Origin of the sequence: Bovifimicola ammoniilytica (assembly GCF_025567085.1) — a bacterium.
GTDB lineage: Bacteria > Bacillota > Clostridia > Lachnospirales > Lachnospiraceae > Bovifimicola > Bovifimicola ammoniilytica.
Window position 1 is genome coordinate 1 of sequence record NZ_JAOQJN010000007.1, and the last position, 18420, is coordinate 18420.

General features: G+C 39.2%; 20 protein-coding genes and 3 pseudogenes. 14 read left to right on the top strand and 9 right to left on the bottom strand.

Going from position 1 to position 18420, the window contains the following annotated elements:
• The 4 genes and pseudogenes from OCV48_RS09820 to OCV48_RS09835 form a co-directional block, all read right to left on the bottom strand.
• Positions 1-312, bottom strand: a pseudogene (locus tag OCV48_RS09820) (hypothetical protein); the annotation flags it as partial.
• Positions 309-869, bottom strand: a complete 561-nt coding sequence (locus OCV48_RS09825; protein ID WP_147591832.1) for an RNA polymerase sigma factor — start codon at positions 867-869, stop codon at positions 309-311. The gene OCV48_RS09825 and the pseudogene OCV48_RS09820, both read right to left, overlap by 4 nt.
• A gap of 118 nt (positions 870-987) precedes the next feature.
• Positions 988-1347 (bottom strand): annotated as a pseudogene (locus tag OCV48_RS14085) (hypothetical protein); the annotation flags it as partial.
• 157 nt (positions 1348-1504) lie between these two features.
• Positions 1505-2101 (bottom strand): annotated as a pseudogene (locus OCV48_RS09835) (helix-turn-helix domain-containing protein); the annotation flags it as partial.
• A gap of 230 nt (positions 2102-2331) precedes the next feature.
• On the opposite strand from OCV48_RS09835, the gene OCV48_RS09840 reads away from it, so the two are divergent.
• The 11 genes from OCV48_RS09840 to OCV48_RS09890 all read left to right on the top strand — a co-directional run bounded on the left by OCV48_RS09840 (position 2332) and on the right by OCV48_RS09890 (position 10985).
• A complete protein-coding gene (locus OCV48_RS09840) occupies positions 2332-2475 on the top strand; it encodes a hypothetical protein (protein ID WP_394803267.1) in 144 nt (47 codons plus the stop codon).
• Positions 2476-2655: 180 nt separating this feature from the next.
• Positions 2656-3165 (top strand): helix-turn-helix domain-containing protein, encoded by a 510-nt coding sequence (locus OCV48_RS09845; protein ID WP_055215905.1) that lies wholly within the window; start codon positions 2656-2658, stop codon positions 3163-3165.
• Positions 3166-3551: 386 nt separating this feature from the next.
• Complete coding sequence (locus OCV48_RS09850; RefSeq protein ID WP_394803268.1) at positions 3552-3728, top strand: zinc-ribbon domain-containing protein; 177 nt, start codon at positions 3552-3554, stop codon at positions 3726-3728.
• A gap of 79 nt (positions 3729-3807) precedes the next feature.
• Positions 3808-4212: a hypothetical protein gene (locus OCV48_RS09855; RefSeq protein WP_394803269.1), complete on the top strand. Its 405-nt coding sequence runs from the start codon at positions 3808-3810 to the stop codon at positions 4210-4212.
• 93 nt (positions 4213-4305) lie between these two features.
• Entirely contained in the window at positions 4306-4671 is a 366-nt protein-coding gene (locus tag OCV48_RS09860; RefSeq protein WP_262559600.1) for an SdpI family protein, read from the top strand.
• Positions 4672-4826: 155 nt separating this feature from the next.
• Entirely contained in the window at positions 4827-5315 is a 489-nt protein-coding gene (locus OCV48_RS09865) for a helix-turn-helix domain-containing protein (RefSeq protein WP_147591833.1), read from the top strand.
• A gap of 305 nt (positions 5316-5620) precedes the next feature.
• Positions 5621-5860 (top strand): DUF6061 family protein, encoded by a 240-nt coding sequence (locus tag OCV48_RS09870; protein ID WP_020994096.1) that lies wholly within the window; start codon positions 5621-5623, stop codon positions 5858-5860.
• Positions 5861-6109: 249 nt separating this feature from the next.
• Positions 6110-6799, top strand: a complete 690-nt coding sequence (locus tag OCV48_RS09875) for a response regulator transcription factor (RefSeq protein ID WP_019162604.1) — start codon at positions 6110-6112, stop codon at positions 6797-6799.
• Between the two features lie 62 nt (positions 6800-6861).
• Complete coding sequence (locus OCV48_RS09880) at positions 6862-7827, top strand: sensor histidine kinase (RefSeq protein WP_449495045.1); 966 nt, start codon at positions 6862-6864, stop codon at positions 7825-7827.
• 150 nt (positions 7828-7977) lie between these two features.
• The gene (locus OCV48_RS09885; protein ID WP_006859033.1) at positions 7978-8643 is read left to right on the top strand and encodes an ABC transporter ATP-binding protein; all 666 of its coding nucleotides are present in this window, start codon (positions 7978-7980) and stop codon (positions 8641-8643) included.
• A gap of 14 nt (positions 8644-8657) precedes the next feature.
• Positions 8658-10985 carry an ABC transporter permease gene (locus tag OCV48_RS09890; RefSeq protein WP_055152279.1) on the top strand — a complete coding sequence of 776 codons (2328 nt, stop codon included), beginning with the start codon at positions 8658-8660 and terminating at the stop codon, positions 10983-10985.
• A gap of 195 nt (positions 10986-11180) precedes the next feature.
• Here the strand turns inward: OCV48_RS09890 and OCV48_RS09895 are convergent, their stop codons facing one another.
• The 5 genes from OCV48_RS09895 to OCV48_RS09915 form a co-directional block, all read right to left on the bottom strand.
• A complete protein-coding gene (locus OCV48_RS09895) occupies positions 11181-11975 on the bottom strand; it encodes a DUF6040 family protein (protein ID WP_449495043.1) in 795 nt (264 codons plus the stop codon).
• Positions 11866-13587 carry a MobA/MobL family protein gene (locus OCV48_RS09900; protein ID WP_055152283.1) on the bottom strand — a complete coding sequence of 574 codons (1722 nt, stop codon included), beginning with the start codon at positions 13585-13587 and terminating at the stop codon, positions 11866-11868. The genes OCV48_RS09895 and OCV48_RS09900 overlap by 110 nt, the downstream gene beginning before the upstream one ends.
• Complete coding sequence (locus OCV48_RS09905) at positions 13557-13916, bottom strand: hypothetical protein (RefSeq protein WP_055152285.1); 360 nt, start codon at positions 13914-13916, stop codon at positions 13557-13559. Before OCV48_RS09905 ends, OCV48_RS09900 begins: the two co-directional genes overlap by 31 nt.
• Positions 13916-14230: a relaxasome subunit MobC gene (locus OCV48_RS09910; protein WP_147591834.1), complete on the bottom strand. Its 315-nt coding sequence runs from the start codon at positions 14228-14230 to the stop codon at positions 13916-13918. Before OCV48_RS09910 ends, OCV48_RS09905 begins: the two co-directional genes overlap by 1 nt.
• A 140-nt stretch (positions 14231-14370) precedes the next feature.
• The gene (locus OCV48_RS09915; protein WP_004843519.1) at positions 14371-14601 is read right to left on the bottom strand and encodes a helix-turn-helix domain-containing protein; all 231 of its coding nucleotides are present in this window, start codon (positions 14599-14601) and stop codon (positions 14371-14373) included.
• A gap of 171 nt (positions 14602-14772) precedes the next feature.
• Here OCV48_RS09915 and OCV48_RS09920 point away from each other — a divergent pair, with 171 nt between their 5' ends.
• The 3 genes from OCV48_RS09920 to OCV48_RS09930 all read left to right on the top strand — a co-directional run bounded on the left by OCV48_RS09920 (position 14773) and on the right by OCV48_RS09930 (position 18343).
• Positions 14773-15402 (top strand): helix-turn-helix domain-containing protein, encoded by a 630-nt coding sequence (locus OCV48_RS09920; RefSeq protein ID WP_005608353.1) that lies wholly within the window; start codon positions 14773-14775, stop codon positions 15400-15402.
• A gap of 86 nt (positions 15403-15488) precedes the next feature.
• Positions 15489-16784 carry a tyrosine-type recombinase/integrase gene (locus OCV48_RS09925; RefSeq protein WP_147591835.1) on the top strand — a complete coding sequence of 432 codons (1296 nt, stop codon included), beginning with the start codon at positions 15489-15491 and terminating at the stop codon, positions 16782-16784.
• Positions 16785-16993: 209 nt separating this feature from the next.
• Entirely contained in the window at positions 16994-18343 is a 1350-nt protein-coding gene (locus tag OCV48_RS09930; protein WP_449495044.1) for an MATE family efflux transporter, read from the top strand.
• The last annotated feature ends 77 nt before the right edge of the window (positions 18344-18420 follow it).

Below are 18420 nucleotides of genomic sequence, written 5' to 3' on the forward strand. Positions count from 1 at the left end.
TTCCTTACCTTCAATTATAACAGATGTATACTGTTCAGAAAGTGTCTTATATTCCCAAGGCCATTCAATAGCAGATTCTCCACATAAAATGGAGATATTTTTGTACTCTCGCTCAATTCCACCAATGAAAATAGGGGATGTGTTGCTATTATTAAATATCATTGTGCCTGCCACAACAATCATTGCAAGACAAGCTGCTATTGCCCCCCATTTGACCCAACTTTTTTTCTTTTTGTAAGGAACCTTTTCTGCCGCTTCAACATATTCCGAATTCACAAGTTCCATTTTGTCTAAAAATTCATTTCCTCTCATAAAGTGTAGCCCTCCTTCTCAAGATACTCCCGTAGCTGATTACGGCAACGGAAGAGTGTTGTTTTCACTTTGCTTTCAGAAATAGCATAGTGTTTGGAGATATCAGCTATGGAATCCAAAAACCAATAACGACGCAAGAAGATATTTCTTTTCTCTTCATCAAGAGTAGCAAGAAAATTGTTAATTGCATCCTTCAAGATAATATCGTCAATGCGACATTCCGTATCATCTGGGGACGGTATGCATTGTTCCATTTCTGTGCTGAGTTCACATATAAATGCACTGCGTTTCAATCGGTTTCTGTCTCGACATATATTCAGCGAAATATGTCTTGTGATTCGTGCCAGAAAAGCAAAAAGATACGTTCTTGGCTCATGTGGCGGGATGGTTCTCCACGCCTCCAAATATGTATCGTTTTCACATTCTTCTGCGGTCTGCAAATCCTTGACTATGTTGTTTGCCAAAGAGCGTATACGAGTTCCATAGTTTTCGGAAGTCTGCTTTATTGCTGTTTTATCACGTGACAAATACAGTTCAACTATCTTATTATCATCCAAGGCTTTCATCTCCTTTCCTTCGTATTTGAAAGACCTTCACCCATATAAGCACCGTTTACCATGCCGAGGTTACACTTTTCAGATAAATTATATCAAAAATTTATGAATTTTTCGACCATCAGATACTTGTACCACCATCCGTCATCTGCTGCAATTCAAAAAGCACCCTGGCAGACTTGCCGTCCTCCAAGGTGACTTTATGCTTGGAGTCCCAAGCGGCGCTGTATTGATAAAAACCCTCTTTCGGCTCTGAAATACCGTTTTTGGTGCATTCCCGCACCGATGCAAGTAAAGCAAGGTCATCCTCCGCAGCGAGGGCATTTGGAAATACGACCCGCTGGCCACCCACACCCTGGGCAAGCTGAACCGAGCCTGCCGCCATATCGGATTTGGGATAAATGTGGATATCCAGTCCGCCGGAGGTGTTGCCAAGATTGCAAACGATAACCGTTTCCGAGGAGCGAACCACACCGTTGAACCATACCTTGGTATCTTCCTTCAGCCGACTCTCGGTGTGAGGCACATAAACTGTCTGTAAATGATACTATAAGAATGTACATTCTTATAGTATCATTTACAAACAGTTCCACCACCATATCTTTTTCTTCAAGTTGGTGCTTTAGTCGAAGGTTCTCCCGGCGCAGCCGCTCCAATTCATCAACTTCATCATCCGTTTTGTGGTGTCCACGTTTATCGGATAGACCATCTTCTCCAGCAATATCATATTTTCTGACCCATGAATACACTTGGCTATAAGAAACATCATATAGAGAAGCTGTTCCTTTATAATCCCGGTTGTGTGTAATACAGTATTCGACGATTTCTTTACGTTCAGCTAGCGTTGTCTTTCTTCTTGCTTCTGCCATATAGACCTCCCTCTTGGGATCATAATCCCTAAGTTCTCTATTGGCATTATACAACGAAATCCATTTTTGTAGTGTTGCATGTGCAGGAATTCCATATCTGGCGCATAAATCGGTAACCGATCCTTCCACGTTGATATGCTTCCGAACCATTTCAATTTTAAATTCACTGGAATAGGAATGGTTAGCTGTAACAGAGCAGAGGGCTTCTATTCCCCCATTTTGATATGCCAGTATCCAGTTTCTTATAGTTCGTGTACTTTTTATAGATAAATCTACCATAATTTCAGAGACAGAACGTATTCCATTTAGATAATCCTCGACAGCAGAAAATTTTTCTTCAACCGTACACTTGGGTTTTCTTACCATAAAAATACCTCCAAAGTAGATTTTGGTTATTTACCTTGTTTACTTAAGAGGTATCATATCAGTTAATCTAAGAGGTGCTTTTTTGCGCCTTGAAAGGAGGTGGTTGAAGCACACCACATCGGGGAAAGCCCGATTTAATCATTACAACAGGCATTGCCTGAGCTGGTGCTAAGCCTGTAAGGAATCCTGAGAGGGAAAAGCCTAAGTGGGAGGATACCATCACAAATCGAATGCTGCACTGGTCGTATACACCGGAGCAGAAAGAAGAAGTGAAGAAAGCATTAGTTGCAGATGTTCCGAAAGCAACGATTCTTACTTATTTCTATCCGGAGGTTTCTGTGGAGAGGATAAGTTCATATCGGAAGAAGCATTAAATGATATAGCATAGGCACAGGAAATGTGGTATACTGTGCCTATGTAAAAAAGAATGTGTTTTACAAATCGAGATTTGTCTGTGAAAAGCCCGTGAATAAGCGGATGTTAATATGTATTGCTTGTGGCAACGGCTCTATTGAATATAGAATTGAGCTATCAAAAACAAGGAGGCAGAGATTATGCTAAATGAAAATATCAAAAGAATTAGAAAGTCAAAAGGGCTGTCGCAAGAAGAACTGGCAATTAAACTGAACGTAGTAAGACAGACAGTATCAAAATGGGAGAATGGTTTGTCAGTTCCAGATTCCAGTATGCTGATTATTTTGGCGAATGAACTGGATACTACTGTAAGTGAATTACTTGGAGAACCTGTAGCAGAACCGACTACCGATGATTTAAAGATTCTTTCTGAAAAATTAGAAGTTATTAATTTGCAGCTTGCAAAAAGAAGTATAACAAAGGTAAAAACGATTCGATGGATTCTTATTTCATTGTGTGCGGTTATAGTGGTAATATTTATCGCACTTGCATCTACGAATAATTTTTATTTGAATTGGAATTACAATGATCCTGAGTTGGCAGTGGCAGGAACAATACTGCATGGGTTTGAATTCTTGTTTGTAAGACTCGCACCGATTGTTTTTTTGACTTCGGTGGTTGGAGTTGTGGTGACATATAAGAAAAGATAAATTCAAGTTTTTGAAACTGAGAAATCGGAATTTATGGAGGAGACAATGATGGATAAAAAGACACAAAAAATAGGAGTAATTTGTTCAATTGTACAGATTATATTAAGCATAATATGCTTGATTTATAATGCGATAAATCAAGAAAATATTATAATTTGGGTATTATTTTTATGCTCTGGAATTTTATTGTTAAGTTCGAATATTAGTAGAAACAATAAAAAAGAAGACGAGTGAGGAAGTGCAACTTCCAGTTTGCCAACTTGCCCTTTGAGAGAGGAGAAATCCTTTTCTCAAAGGGCTTTTTCTATTTATACAGATATTCGCAAACTACAAGATAAAGCTAAAACTTCATATACTCTAATCACAGAGGAAGTGGAGGTTTTGATATGAGTAACAGTTTAGCAGAAGTACACCCGGAGCTTGTTTCGGAGTGGTCGGAGAAGAACTTACCGCTTACACCTGATGACATTACTTTCGGTTCAAATAAAAAAGTATGGTGGAAAGGTGCTTGTGGTCACGAATGGAAGACAAGCGTTAAGGCTCGTTATAAGGTGAGCAGATAATCTTATCGGTCCACCATTTGAGATTCTTTCAGATAAGGCAGTTAAGTATTATGAAAAGCTGAAAGATAAGGGCGAGAATGTGTATATAGACACTCTTACCTATGAGCAGTTTATGATGCTTGGTGATGCGAAATTAAGCAGAAGATTCTCAATGCAGGATGAAGCAGAGCAGAAAGTAAAGATAGACAGGAAACAGGCAAATGAGCTTGAGTATGTTGATGAATCACAGAAGTCAGATGCTGCAGAAAGTGCTAAAGCTTCTAATGGAAGTGCTGGTGCTAAGCCTGTAAGGAATCCTGAGAGGGAAAAGCCTAAGTGGGAGGATACCATCACAAATCGAATGCTGCACTGGTCGTATACACCGGAGCAGAAAGAAGAAGTGAAGAAAGCATTAGTTGCAGATGTTCCGAAAGCAACGATTCTTACTTATTTCTATCCGGAGGTTTCTGTGGAGAGGATAAGTTCATATCGGAAGAAGCATTAAATGATATAGCATAGGCACAGGAAATGTGGTATACTGTGCCTATGTAAAAAAGAATGTGTTTTACAAATCGGAAGTTGAGAGGAGGTCGCTACAATGTTTATATTTTTATTTCTTTGTTCACTGTTAGTACCATTATCTATGACTTTCTTGGGATATACATGGAAAGATAATCCACCTAAAGATAGGCAAGGCATTTCGGGGTATCGAACTACTATGTCAAGAATAAATGATGAAACGTGGAAATATGCACACAAATGTTGGGGGAGCATAAATTTTGTTTTAGGAATTATCATAGCGATACTATCAATTTTTGTTTTGATTTTAATGAAAGATGATACAAACTTTGAAATGATTTCTGTCTATTTAGTGTTTTTACAATTAGGAATTATGATGCTTACAATTATTCCAACAGAATTTTTTCTACATAAGCATTTTACAAAATTAGGTGAAAAGAAATAGATAACTTTGAATTTTCACATTAGTTAATAATCACAAAATAGCGTAAAATAAGCAATGCAAAGAATATTTGCGCACCCAAAATGACGATGTAAAAGAAACATTGCTTGATAAAAATTACGATTATGATAAAGTGAGCCTATAAGGAGGTAGACAATATGCAATTAGGTCAAATGATTGTAAAAATAAGAAAAGATTATGGATTGACACAAGATGATTTTGCACAAAAATTCAATGTAACAAGGCAAACAGTTTCAAACTGGGAAAATGAAAAAAGTTATCCAGATTTGTTAACCTTGGTAAGAATCAGTGACGAATTTGATTGTTCACTTGATGTTATGTTAAAGGAGAATAATGCTGTGACAGAAGATTTGAACAAAAAAATAAAATATGGTGAAGAAAGTGCATTGATTGGAGGGATAAGCTCCATTTGTTTATTTATCTTTGCAATTGCTATGATCGTTTTGCAATATGGAAGCCCTTATATATGGGTGACTTTTTTACTTATTGCCTTTTTAAATACAAAAGCAATAAGTATTACACTTGACAATGTAAAAAAAGAAGGAAGGAAAACAATAGTATTATTTTTAGGTTTCTTTTGTATTGTTGCATTGCTAGTATTTGGAGTGATATCGTATATTAGATAAGAGTACAAATTCAAGTTGATATTTCACATATTTTAGGAAATTTAATAACTGTTATATTTGATTATCAAATTCTTCGCAAACCCTTGAAAATACTAAGTTTGTAGCAAGTGAACTTTCCCTTACTCTTTCCCTTGTGTTACATTTTCCCATTGCTTTTCATGAACCTTAATATGGGAAAAATTAAGGGAAAGAAAATTTCATAACACAATATAACATATAACAATAACGACATGGTGAACTGATTGAAATGTTTTCGATATTTAACTCTGTAACTGATTATCAAAAGAAAATGGAGATAAGATACGATGAGAACAATTTATGCAGAATATAATATAAACCACGATAGTATTGATGTTTACACAAGTGCTGGATATATGCTTCGCATTGATTGCTGGGAAGCTGAAAAAAATTTAAAAACCACATATGGATCAGAATGTGCGCTTACTTCATTGGCTGTGGATGAGCCTTTGGAATATGCAAGATTATATCTTGATGGCAATTTACAGATGTGGGTGGATGCAGAAGATTCATTAGAACTTTATTAAGCAAGAAGTGAGATAGTGTTGTAGGGAGTTTCCTGTAGTTAAAGATACCACACCCGATATGATGAACCCACGCTTATACACTACCAGCTATGATAAAAGAAAGGACAGCAATTTGACACTGCTGTCCTTTCTTTTATAAAATTGCAGTACACAGAAAAAAGCTGTAAAATGAAAAATATATTTGTCCTTGTAACAATTCTCGGACATTTGCCTGTTATACTATCTGCAAAAAGAAAAGGAAGTGACAATATGAAGCAGATTTTAATTGTCGAAGACGATAATCTTTTGAATAAAACGCTTACTTATAATTTGGAATTGGACGGTTACACAATAACTTCTGTTCTGAATGCAAGGACAGCCGCTGAATCATTAAAAACAAACATTTTTGATTTGGTATTGCTGGATATAAATTTACCAGACGGAAATGGTTATGACCTATGCCGTCTTATCAAGCCAGAGCATCCTGATACAGTAGTTATATTTCTAACTGCCAACGATCAGGAAAGCGATCAGATACGAGGATATGAAGCTGGTGCAGTGGATTATATCACGAAACCTTTTTCGATTAGTGCTTTGCAGCGAAAGATCAAAGCCATGTTCGCTATGTTGGAACATCACAAACCAGCTAAGGATATTTACGAGGATGGTAGCCTGTTTCTGGATTTTTCGGAACAATTTGCAAGTTTGAACGGGAAACCATTAGCGCTTTCTGCGATGGAATATAAAATGCTGAACCTATTTCTTAAAAATCCGAAGCAGGTACTTACCCGCCAACAACTTTTGGAAAGGCTGTGGGACATTGATGAAAAATATGTAGATGAACATACCCTTACTACTTCTATCAGCCGCATTCGCAGTAAGATTGAAGCGGATGGCGACACATATATCAAAACGGTTTACGGTATGGGTTATCAATGGACAGGAGGCGAAAAGAAATGAAACTGAATAACCTTTCTGCTAAGAAAATTTGTAGACTGATTAGTGCTGGCATGGTTTTCTCTATGCTGGTAATTACTGGTATTTTCGGCGGTATAATGCAGGATACACGAATTTTCATAGCGGGTGGAACATTGACACTCTGTGCATTTTTCTGGATTTTTCTATTGGTGCTGTTTTTTGGAAAACGCCTTTCTCATCTTACTTCTAATTTGTGCCGGACGCTGGACAACATGATTGATGGAAACGAGGAATTACAAAAGTCAAATGATAGTGAAACTCTTTTTGCCCGTATCAACCACCGCTTAATCCGGTTGTATGAGATTATGCAGAAAAACCGACACAAGATAGACATGGAACGACAGGAGCTTCAAATGCTGATTTCTGATATTTCGCATCAAGTAAAAACGCCTGTCAGCAATTTGCAAATGGTAACGGACACACTTTTAACAAAGCCTGTTTCAGAAGAAGAACGGATGGACTTTTTACAAGGCATACGCAGTCAGACTGATAAACTAGATTTTCTGTTCCAAGCACTGGTTAAAACATCCCGGTTGGAAACCGGAGCGATACGATTAGAAAAGAAAGACAGCAGCTTATTCCACACGCTTGCACAAGCCATGAGCAGTATAGTATATGCCGCAGAGAAAAAAGAAATTGCTGTATCCGTGGATTGCCCGGAAAATTTGATAATCTCCCATGATAGCAAGTGGACAAGCGAAGCCCTTTTCAATCTGCTGGACAATGCAGTAAAATACACTCCGTCAGGTGGAAAGATTTCTGTATCAGTGGTTCAGTGGGAAATGTACGTAGAGGTCAAAGTGACCGACACCGGCAAGGGCATTTCAGAAAGCAATCAGGCTGCCATCTTCCGGCGCTTCTATCGTGAGGAAGAAGTAAACGATCAACAGGGTGTAGGAATAGGTTTGTATTTGGCTCGTGAGATTGTAACAAGGCAAGGGGGCTATATCAAGGTCGTTTCAGAGCTGGGGCAAGGCTCAGAATTTTCTATTATGCTTCCTGTAAGGTAAGATATAACCACTTTTTTTGAAATGTCCGAGCGTTGTAACATTTCACTTTGATTTTCGATAAAAATTTTTCTATCTCGGACATTTGTGTAACATTTGTGGTTTACAATGGCTTTATCAACAGATAGAAAGCCTTGAAAGGAGCATTTGAATATGAGCATTTTACAAACAATCGACTTAAAGAAGTATTACGGCACAGAACCAAATATTACTCGTGCCCTTAATGGTGTAAATTTTACTGTGGAACAGGGAGAATTTGTTGCCGTAGTTGGAACTTCCGGCAGCGGTAAGTCTACATTGCTTCACATGATGGGAGGACTTGATACCCCCACTTCCGGCAGCGTGATTGTACGGGGAGAAGAACTCGCAAAAAAGAATGATGATGAATTGACAATTTTCCGCCGTCGTAACATCGGATTTATCTTCCAAAATTATAATCTGGTTCCGATTTTGAATGTATATGAAAATATCGTCCTGCCTGTGGAACTGGATGGCGATACAGTAGACCAGAAATTTATGGACGAAGTTGTGTATATGTTGGCTTTAGAAGATAAACTGGAAAATATGCCGAACAATCTTTCAGGCGGTCAACAGCAACGTGTAGCGATTGCACGAGCTTTAATTACGAAGCCTGCGATTATCCTTGCTGATGAACCGACCGGAAATCTTGATAGCAAGACCAGTGCAGATGTGTTAGGGCTTTTGAAGCATACCAGCGGAGAATTTAATCAGACCATTGTAATGATTACTCACAACAACGAGATCGCTCAACTCGCAGACCGCATTGTACGGATTGAAGATGGTAAAATTGTTGGCTAAAGGAGGTGGGAATTATGAATTATCCTTTTGAAAATGATACCAGTGCAGTAATTAAAAAATTAGCACGAAAAAGTGTGCGTTTTGATAAGAAGAAAAACTTATTTTGCCTTTCGGCAATTATTGTAGCCGTTGCTATGATAATGATGTCGTTGCTCACAGTGCAAAATATCATTTATCAAAATCAGAAAGAAATCGAAGGATTACATCAAGGGATTTTCTTTGACATTACGCAGGACAGTAAAGAAAAGTTGTTAGCAAACGAAGAAGTAAAAAGTGTAGGACTTTCCTGTAATATCAAAACAGTGAAAGAAAATTCTAAAGAACTGTCTCTGATTTATTATGATGATGACATGCTTAGTTTGATTCCTGCCTTTGACGGAAAATATCCAGAGAAAGCAAGTGAAATTGCTGTTACAGATGCCTTTTTTGCCAGTGAAAATAAGTCTCCGGAAATCAACGCCATAGTTCAGTTGAATCTGGATGGTACTTTGAAGAATTATACTATTGTTGGTATTTATCATGATAAAACTTCTACCGCTTATCCTGTTTTTGTTTCACTTGAAAAATGCCGGGAATTACGTGGAAATAACCTGCTTAATGGATATGTTTGGCTTGAAAATGCAGATACCCTTACAAAAGACGAAGCAACAGAAATATTATCTCAAATTTCAGAGGAGACTGGACTGAATAATTGGACAGTCAGCAGTTACTATGATTATGTAAATACAACTTTGTCCTTCAGTAATTATGCGGTATATGGTGTAGTTGCTGCCATTTTGTTTTTAGCTGCCGCACTTGTAATTTACAGCATTTTCTATATTTCGGTTGGACAAAAAGTTGCTGAGTTCGGACAGCTTCGGACAATAGGGGCAAGTAAAAAGCAAATTTATAAAATAGTTCTTAAACAGGGTTATATGCTTGCAGTTCCGGGGATTTTAATTGGTAGTATCATGGGAACGATCATCAGCTATTGTCTGCAATCAAAAGGCTGGTCAGTATTTGCATTTATTGTTTCTCTATGTGGCGCATGCCTTTTTGGAATACTGCTTGTTTATATTAGTGTTCGTAAACCAGCAAAAATTGCAGCGAATACTTCTCCAATTTCCGCCCTGAAAAATCCAGTGGGAATTGTAAATTACCGCACTCACAAAAGACATCGTATTACGCCTGTATATTTAGCGAAAATCAGCTTTTCCAGAAACAGAAAAAAATCTCTATTGACCATTTTATCATTGGGACTGTGCGGAGTTATATTTTTCCTTGCAGCAAGTTATCAGAGTTCTTTTAATGCCGAGAGTATGGCTCGTTATTGGGATATGAAGTACGGAGATTTCAAAATCAGCATTGATTTAGAAAACGAAAGTGAAAATTTGGATGCTCTCTTGCAGAAAGAATATTTTTCTGATTATGTAAAGCGTGTTGGAGATATAGAGGGAGTTAGCAATATATTTACTTATGCTACCGTACCAGTTGATTTTTCAACAGACAATGATATTTCAGATAGCACCTTGATGCTCGGCTATAATGAAAAGGATTTGGCGTCGCTAAATGCAGCGGTTTTATCTGGAAATATTACTGATGATACAGAATTAGTTGTAAGTGATCCCGAACGTATTTATGATGTTTACCATTGGAAACCTCAAATTGGGGATACTGTGACCTTTAATTTCAAAAATCATAGTGGTAAAACAATAACAAAAGCATTCAAAATTGGTGCAATCACTTCCAGCAATGATGGAATGGGTGGCTATATTTTCAGAATGCCGGAAAATATGCTCAAAGAACTTGCAGGTTATGACTGTACATACGCAATCGAAATACAAGCAGAAGCTGAATATCAGGAGATAATCGAGCAAGAACTCAAATTACTCGTTTCTGACAATAGGGATGTTCGCTTACAAACCCTTCAAGATTTTATTGTAGAACACCAATCAGACAATCGTGCAGGTTTTACATTAGCTTATGCGATTGCAGCCATCTTGTGGATATTTGCGGTCATCAATCAAATCAATCTTACTGTGACAAATCTTTTATCACAGAAACAGGAAATGGGCACACTAAAATCTATTGGTATGACAAATAAGCAGTTGGAGCAAGCATTTATGATGGAAGGTCTTTTTACTACTTTGATTGCATTGCTTATAACTGCTGTTGTTGGAATCCCCGGCGGATATGCAATCGGTATATTTTTGAAAAATGCAGGCATGTCTACGGGATTTGTATTTCCGGTTGTTGCTTTTACTCTTTTTGCTGTTGCTATGTTTATGCTTGAAAGTTTGATGACAATATTGCTTATTCATTCATGGAAGAAGCAATCTGTTATTGCAATAATGCGAAATTGACGATAGAAAGTTTTTCATATCTCGGTCAGCTCAACAATTACATTACTCTGCTGATACAGCCAGTCCGTAAATTCTTTCGGGCTGGCTGTTCCTGTTTTTACAGCCTTTTTTCTCTGTAATACTTCTTTTCATACAGTAAATTTTCACTAGGCTGGTATGGAGTAATTTTACTGTCTATACAGTAAGTTGAAAATACTAATATGGTCTTTTTTCTAACCAAACTTTAAGATAACATCTAATTCCAACATATGCGCCCTGCGAAAGTACGAAAAGCAATAGAAGATTTACTGACAGTACTTTTTTGATTGATTCTCCAAAATAAATGACAATAGCAACACTTGTCAGTATCATTAGTAGAGTAATAACATCCCAACAGTTTTTCTTATATAATTCTATAACCTTTATTTCTATCAGTATCGCCAGCATCCCTGTTCCTGCCATACATATTCCTACAATCAATATTAGCAATAACCAATATACCATTCCGGCTATAAAAGCATTTGGAATTTTTGTGCTGATTTGTGCCACAGATTGCCCGGCATCAATCGTCCAACCGATAAAAGTTTGTATGAATGATGCTGCATCATGGAAGAATGATTTGCAATCGGAAAGGAACACATCTGACTGTACTGCCTGAAAAAGAGTGGTTGTCAGCGAATACCATGCAAGAAGGAACAAGGTTGTTTGGAACATTACCGTTTTTGCTTTATACTGTCCGGCAAGTCGCTCTTTTTGTGTTTCGTATTTCGTTTTTGCATTCTGATAGGCTGCCCGGTCACAGGCTTCACATTTTTCATAGAGTACCGGCTTTTCCACCGGTATCTCTACGATTTTCTGATGTGTCCGGGCATAATCCCGTTCCTGTGTTAAGCAGCGTATTTTATCTTGACAATCCTCTATCGTGACGTTTGCGCTTCGCAGCTTTTCTTTCTCGATCCGCAATGCTCTGTCTGCCATCTTCAAGTCGTTCTTTAATGATTGAATATTCAATGCTCTGTTCTCTTTGTTTAATTTCTCGTTCAAGGTCAGAGATTCGTTGAGCTGCGTCTTCAGTTCCACGATAAGCTGGTCTTTCTGTTCCAGTTCTGCCTGTATCTCCTCGGTCAAGAGCAGAAGTTCTTCCAACTGTTCGGCGTTCTTTGATTCTCTGGATTCGTTCATCTATATCACGTCCTTTCTCTATCTGCTGTTCCAGTTCAGCAATTCGGTGTTCTGTTTCAGTAATAAACTGTTTTCGCTGTTCAGCTTCTGTGCCAATTTCTGCCATTGCTGATTTTCGTTTTCCAAAAGCTCTATCTTCGTTTTCTGTTCTTCCATCTTGGAAAGCAGTTCCTCGGTATTTGGCAAAATGTTGAGCAGCTCGGATAACTCGTTGTTTAATTTTTGTAATTTCTGATTCTGTTTTTGCATAAGAGAGAGTTGAGTGTCCCGGTTCTGCATTTCCAGAATCATTTCTGCCATTAGGTTCTGCTGTTCTTCGATTTGACCAATCATGGATTCCATTAAGGGTATAATTTCCCGGCTTTCTTCTAATGTCATTTAATCGCTCCTTCCATAATGATAATGCACCCGATACTTTCCCAAAGGTGTTTAGTATCTTTTGCAATAACGTGTTTTGTTGTTTTATGATTTGATTTTCCGCTACTTTCCACGAGCCTTTTATTTCCTGCCCGGCAAAAAACTTTTGTTCAATCTTTCTTGCGTCAGCTCCTTCATGGATGGTAGGAATCTGGAGTTTTCCCTGCTTTTCATAAGAACGATGATCAACTTGATTATGCAAAGGCAGATGTTCATTACATACCTTTGCCCATTCACTCCGCCACAGTTCACAATTTTTTGGATTGTTCCATCCAGTAGCATCGGTCAGCACCCGTTTCCATTGCAGGCGGTTTCTTGCTCCAATCTTCTGAATTCCGTTTTCGTCTAATACAGGGATACGGATTCCATGACGGTCAGGGTTTTTCTTATCCTGCCACCAGTTCGGATGGGATTCATCAATCACGATATTTCCGTTTTTATCTCTGACAAAATCCCAATCCTTGACTTCTTTCTTTCCCCAAGAATGATCCGGGTTAAAAGGACGCATAGTTAGAAGCAGATGGACATGGGGGTTGCCATTCCCTTTGTCGTGGATACTCCAATCAGCGCACATTCCTCTATCTACAAAAGTTTTTTGGATATAGTCGGTTGTATATTGAATTTGTTCCTGTCTGCTCCATTCTTTGGGGAGGGCAAATTCAAATGACCTGCCAAGTTGGGCATCTGCATTTTTTTCAATCTTCAATACCTCATTCCATAACCTCTGTTTCTGAAATGTGATTTTGAATTTTTTTAAAGCAGCTTCTTTATCTTCTGACCTTTTGTATCGGACAGATTTTTGAAAGCGTTTTATATTTTCTTCTGGTACTATCTGCCATTCAGGAGGTGCGTTTTCGCACATCATCAGCCGGGTGTAGACCACTTCTTTTTTAGAAGTGTAATAACTGATTCTCCCTGTTTCCTCGTTTTTCATCACATCCCCATTGAGATATGCGGAAGCGGAGATAACAGATTTCCCTTTACTTCGTCCGACTATTTTGATTGTGTAATGAAAGATCGCCATGTCTGGATTCCTCCTTTCTGACGTATCCGGCATAGATTTCCGGCAACATTGCTTTCAGTTTTAGAAAAAGCAGCATTGCCGGAACGCCCTCTGCGTAAGAGTGCCCTGCGCATAGCAGCCTGCATGGAATGCGCCTCTCTGGCGAAGAGTGCCTCCTGCGGCATGAGCAGGTCTGGCTGAAAGCCCCGCCGACGGAACGAGCCCGGCAAGCGTGAGCGCAGACCGGTTGCCACTTGTGGCAAACTTATTGGGACGACCTCTGGTTGTCCATAAGTGCGCCCTTCATGAAAAAGCAATGAAGGGAATGAAAAACTCATCCCCTCTGCCATTACACTTCCTCCATATCGGTATTGGTTTCTTTCTGCATTGCTTTTGAGAAAAATCTCCCATTGGCTTCCTGCCTTTTCAGAAAAACAATCAGCTTTGGGATGTCTTCTTCCTCAATAGGAGCACCAAGAACGGATTCCACCGCACCGCCAACCTGACAGAGCCTATGGGTTCGTTTTTTACTTTCTTCGGCTTTCTTTCGTTTCAGAAGTTCTTTCTTCTGTGCTGCATATCGTTTTGCTTTTTCAAGGCTTTCCTGTTCCTTCTTTTCCATTTCAAGCATTCGTTCTTCATAACTTTTTGTTGATTTTGCCATGATTACATTCCCCTTTCTTTTACAAACATAAGTTCTCGGTTGCGTATCAGAAGAAGCACATGGTATAATCTTCTTGCGTGTAGGTATATCATGGCTTCGGTCTGATAGAACCTTTGGCGGTTTCTTTGGAAGCCGCCTTTTTAATTTGCCGCAGTTCTTGTTACGGCTTTTACATTTCCTCTATCCCTCAAATCACGACCTTCATTCGCTTCCATAAACATTTCCAGAATATCGGTTTTAATCAGGACTTTGCGACCAACCTTTAATACTGGAAGTTTCTTCCATTCTACAAGCTGTCTTAAGGTGTTTCTGCCGATTCCCGTATAGTCAGCAGCTTCTTCGATGGATAATGCAATTTTTCTTTGCGTCATATAATCACCTCCTTATAAATTGCATTATGCAATTCTTGTGATGTAAGTATATCCTTTTCATATCTTTTTGTCAAGCGTTACGAAATATTAAAAATAATTTTTAAGTTGCATATTGCAATTACAGAAAAACAATGCTATAATTCATACATACCGAAAAAGGAGGCAGTCAGCATGAAAGATAAAGAACTACGCAAGCTGATAGGCAGCAGAGTAAAACAGCGCCGTCTGGAATTGAATCTGACACAGCCTTATGTCGCAGAAAAGATGGGTGTTACCGCTTCTACAATCCTGCGTTATGAGAATGGTTCGATTGACAATACGAAAAAAATGGTGCTGGAAGGTCTTTCGGAAGCACTCCATGTATCTGTGGAATGGCTCAAAGGGGAAACAGATGAATATGAAACCGACATTACGGATAAGAGAGAGTTACAGATTCGTGATGCGATGGGAGATATTCTGGAACAGTTACCGCTTGCCCTTACCAAAGAAGAAGATGCTTTTTCAAAAGATTTATTACTGCTGATGTTAAAACAATATGGTCTGTTTTTGGATTCCTTCCAGTTCGCCTGCAAAAACTTCAAGGGGAATGCTGGTCAGACGGATATTGCCAAAACAATAGGGTTTGAATCGAATGATGAATATAATGAGATTATGTTCTTAAGGGAAATCACTCACACCATCAATGCTTTTAATGAGATGGCAGACGTTGTAAGGCTCTATTCCAAGAAACCAAAAACAGCAGAACAAAGGCTTGCAAATCTTTTATCAGAAGTCTTATACGAAGATTCCGAATCGGTATAGTAAGACAACCGGAGTTATGATATACTTACACGCACGAAGCATTTCATCAGTTCCGATTGTCTAATATCGAAAGGAGACATACGATTATGGCAAAAGGATCTGTAAGAAAAAAAGGAAAGAAATGGTACTACCGCTTCTATGTAGAGGACGCAAGCGGCAATCTTGTTCAGAAAGAATGCGTTGGAACAGAAAGCAAAAGTGAAACTGAAAAGCTGCTCCGTCAGGCAATGGATGATTATGAGAAAAAGAAATTTGTTGCCAAAGCGGAAAATCTCACAGTCGGACAGCTTTTGGATGTGTGGGCAGAGGAGGAATTAAAAACAGGTACGCTCAGCAATGGTACTGTGGAGAATTACCTCGGAACAATCCGAAATATTAAGAAACATCCGCTGGCAGAACGGAAATTAAAAAATGTAACCTCTGAACATTTGCAATCCTTCTTCGATTTGCTTTCCTTCGGGGGAGTTCATCCCGACGGAAAAGAGAGAAAGGGTTACAGCAAAGATTATATCCATTCTTTTTCCGCAGTCATGCAGCAGTCCTTCCGTTTTGCAGTATTTCCAAAACAGTATATTACGTTCAATCCCATGCAGTATATTAAACTGCGGTATCAGACGGATGAAGTGGATTTGTTTTCCGATGAGGATATGGACGGAAATGTCCAACCAATTTCACGAGAAGATTATGAAAGATTGCTTGCTTATCTGCAAAAAAAGAACCCAGCCGCAATACTTCCAATCCAGATAGCCTATTATGCCGGGCTTCGTATTGGAGAAGCCTGCGGTTTGGCATGGCAGGACGTAAATCTGGAAGAACAATGCCTTACCATAAGACGCAGCATCCGATATGATGGCTCAAAGCGCAAATATATCATCGGACCAACCAAGCGGAAAAAAGTAAGGGTTGTTGATTTTGGAGATACACTGGTAGAGATTTTCCGTAATGCCCGGAAAGAGCAGTTAAAAAATCGAATGCAGTACGGAGAACTTTATCACACGAACTACTACAAAGCGGTCAAAGAGAAAAACAGAGTGTACTACGAATATTATTGCTTAGACAGAACAGAGGAAGTCCCGGCAGATTATAAAGAAATTTCTTTCGTCTGTTTAAGACCGGATGGTTGTCTGGAACTTCCAACTACTTTGGGGACTGTTTGTAGAAAGGTGGCAAAAACATTAGAGGGATTTGAAGGCTTTCATTTCCACCAGTTACGTCACACCTATACAAGCAACCTTTTAGCAAATGGAGCTGCCCCAAAAGATGTGCAGGAACTGTTAGGACACTCAGATGTAAGTACCACAATGAATGTCTATGCTCACTCCACAAGAGATGCTAAACGAAAATCAGTTAGGCTTCTTGATAAAGTGGTAGGCAATGATTAAAAAAATTCCCTTATTTCCCTTGTGATTATCTCATAAGGGTAAAAATAAGGGAAACTACATATCATTTCACTAATGGACAGGCGGGAAAGCCTATAAAATGGGGAAAGTTAGAGAGATAATTATATAAATTCAAGTTTTTGAAACTGAGAAATCGAAATTTGAGAAGGTAAGTGAATGGGATACCACGATACAAGATACCATGGAGGAATATGATAATGTCGAAAGATGAGTATTTGATAACCGATACGCCCCTCAAAGCGTTGACGGTTTTTGCAATGCCAATGATTCTTGGAAGTTTTTTTCAACAAATATACAATATGGCCGACTCTATTATTGTCGGCCAGTTTGTTAGTTCTTCCGCACTTGCAGCTGTCGGTGCATGTGCAGCATTGACCAATGTGTTCATTTGTGTGGCACTGGGAGCCGGTGTCGGAGCCGGTGTGCTTGTGAGCCGTTATTTCGGAGCCAGGGAGTATGGCAAAATGAAAACAATCGTGTCAACCTCCTTGATTAGCTTTTTGCTTCTAAGTATAGTCCTTGGTGTTTTTGGCTTTTTCTTCGCCAGCTCGATGATGAGTGGACTGCAAACCCCTGCCGACATACTGGATGATGCAGTACTGTATCTGCGGGTCTATTTTGTGGGCTTTCCGTTTCTGTTTATGTATAACATTCTTTCTACCATGTTCACCTCAATCGGCGAATCCAAAATTCCGCTAGGACTGCTGATTTTTTCGTCCATCCTGAATATTTTAATGGATCTTTGGATGGTAGCCGGGCTAGGTCTCGGTGTGTTCGGTGCGGCTATTGCAACCCTGATTGCACAGGGAATTTCTGCAGTGTTTTCGTTTTTGATTTTCTTTGCACGGATGCAGCAATATAAAAGCCCCTTTAACAGGTTTGAACGGCAGGAGCTGTATTCCATGCTTCGCATTGCGGTGCCGTCGGTTTTACAGCAGTCCACAGTGTCCATCGGTATGATGATTGTTCAGGCAGTGGTAAATCCTTTCGGTACACAGGCACTCGCTGGGTATACAGCAACGATGAGGGTGGAAAATGTTTTTTCATTGATCTTTGTATCCATCGGCAATGCGGTTTCGCCGTATGTTTCCCAGAATCTTGGCGCAAAGAAAATTGATCGTATTAAAAAAGGCTACCATGCTGCGCTGGTGCTGGATCTGTGCTTTGCGGTCATTGCGTTTGTAACCATTGAAGCGCTGCATACGCAGATCTCCTCACTGTTCTTAGGAAAAGACGGAACGGCGTTTGCTTATCAGGTGTCTGGTGATTATATGAGGTGGATTGGTTACTTTTTCATCTTCATGGGTATCAAGATGGCAACCGATGGAGTTCTTCGCGGTCTCGGAATTATGCGTCCGTTCCTCGTTGCAAACATAGTGAATCTTGCGATTCGTCTGTCTGTTGCCCTAATCTGTGCACCACGTTTCGGAATTGTCTTTGTCTGGCTTGCGGTACCAGTTGGCTGGCTTGCAAACTTTTTAATCTCCTATGTGGCTCTTAGGAGATCATGGTCGACTGATAAAATGGCATCCATTAGTTAAATTCCAATTTTTGAAACTGAGAAATCGGAATTGTGCGCCCAGATAAGGGCGAGTAGTCTAGCAGGTGGAATGCCTGT

Coding starts and splice junctions, on each gene's coding strand:
- OCV48_RS09870 (WP_020994096.1), top strand. CDS start 5,621: ATGAGAACAATTTATGCAGAATATAATATAAACCACGATAGTATTGAT.
- OCV48_RS09930 (WP_449495044.1), top strand. CDS start 16,994: ATGATAATGTCGAAAGATGAGTATTTGATAACCGATACGCCCCTCAAA.
- OCV48_RS09865 (WP_147591833.1), top strand. CDS start 4,827: ATGCAATTAGGTCAAATGATTGTAAAAATAAGAAAAGATTATGGATTG.
- OCV48_RS09910 (WP_147591834.1), bottom strand. CDS start 14,230: ATGGCAAAATCAACAAAAAGTTATGAAGAACGAATGCTTGAAATGGAA.
- OCV48_RS09840 (WP_394803267.1), top strand. CDS start 2,332: ATGCTGCACTGGTCGTATACACCGGAGCAGAAAGAAGAAGTGAAGAAA.
- OCV48_RS09875 (WP_019162604.1), top strand. CDS start 6,110: ATGAAGCAGATTTTAATTGTCGAAGACGATAATCTTTTGAATAAAACG.
- OCV48_RS09860 (WP_262559600.1), top strand. CDS start 4,306: ATGTTTATATTTTTATTTCTTTGTTCACTGTTAGTACCATTATCTATG.
- OCV48_RS09880 (WP_449495045.1), top strand. CDS start 6,862: ATGCTGGTAATTACTGGTATTTTCGGCGGTATAATGCAGGATACACGA.
- OCV48_RS09925 (WP_147591835.1), top strand. CDS start 15,489: ATGGCAAAAGGATCTGTAAGAAAAAAAGGAAAGAAATGGTACTACCGC.
- OCV48_RS09890 (WP_055152279.1), top strand. CDS start 8,658: ATGAATTATCCTTTTGAAAATGATACCAGTGCAGTAATTAAAAAATTA.
- OCV48_RS09845 (WP_055215905.1), top strand. CDS start 2,656: ATGCTAAATGAAAATATCAAAAGAATTAGAAAGTCAAAAGGGCTGTCG.
- OCV48_RS09915 (WP_004843519.1), bottom strand. CDS start 14,601: ATGACGCAAAGAAAAATTGCATTATCCATCGAAGAAGCTGCTGACTAT.
- OCV48_RS09920 (WP_005608353.1), top strand. CDS start 14,773: ATGAAAGATAAAGAACTACGCAAGCTGATAGGCAGCAGAGTAAAACAG.
- OCV48_RS09850 (WP_394803268.1), top strand. CDS start 3,552: ATGAGTAACAGTTTAGCAGAAGTACACCCGGAGCTTGTTTCGGAGTGG.
- OCV48_RS09905 (WP_055152285.1), bottom strand. CDS start 13,916: ATGGCAGAGGGGATGAGTTTTTCATTCCCTTCATTGCTTTTTCATGAA.
- OCV48_RS09885 (WP_006859033.1), top strand. CDS start 7,978: ATGAGCATTTTACAAACAATCGACTTAAAGAAGTATTACGGCACAGAA.
- OCV48_RS09900 (WP_055152283.1), bottom strand. CDS start 13,587: ATGGCGATCTTTCATTACACAATCAAAATAGTCGGACGAAGTAAAGGG.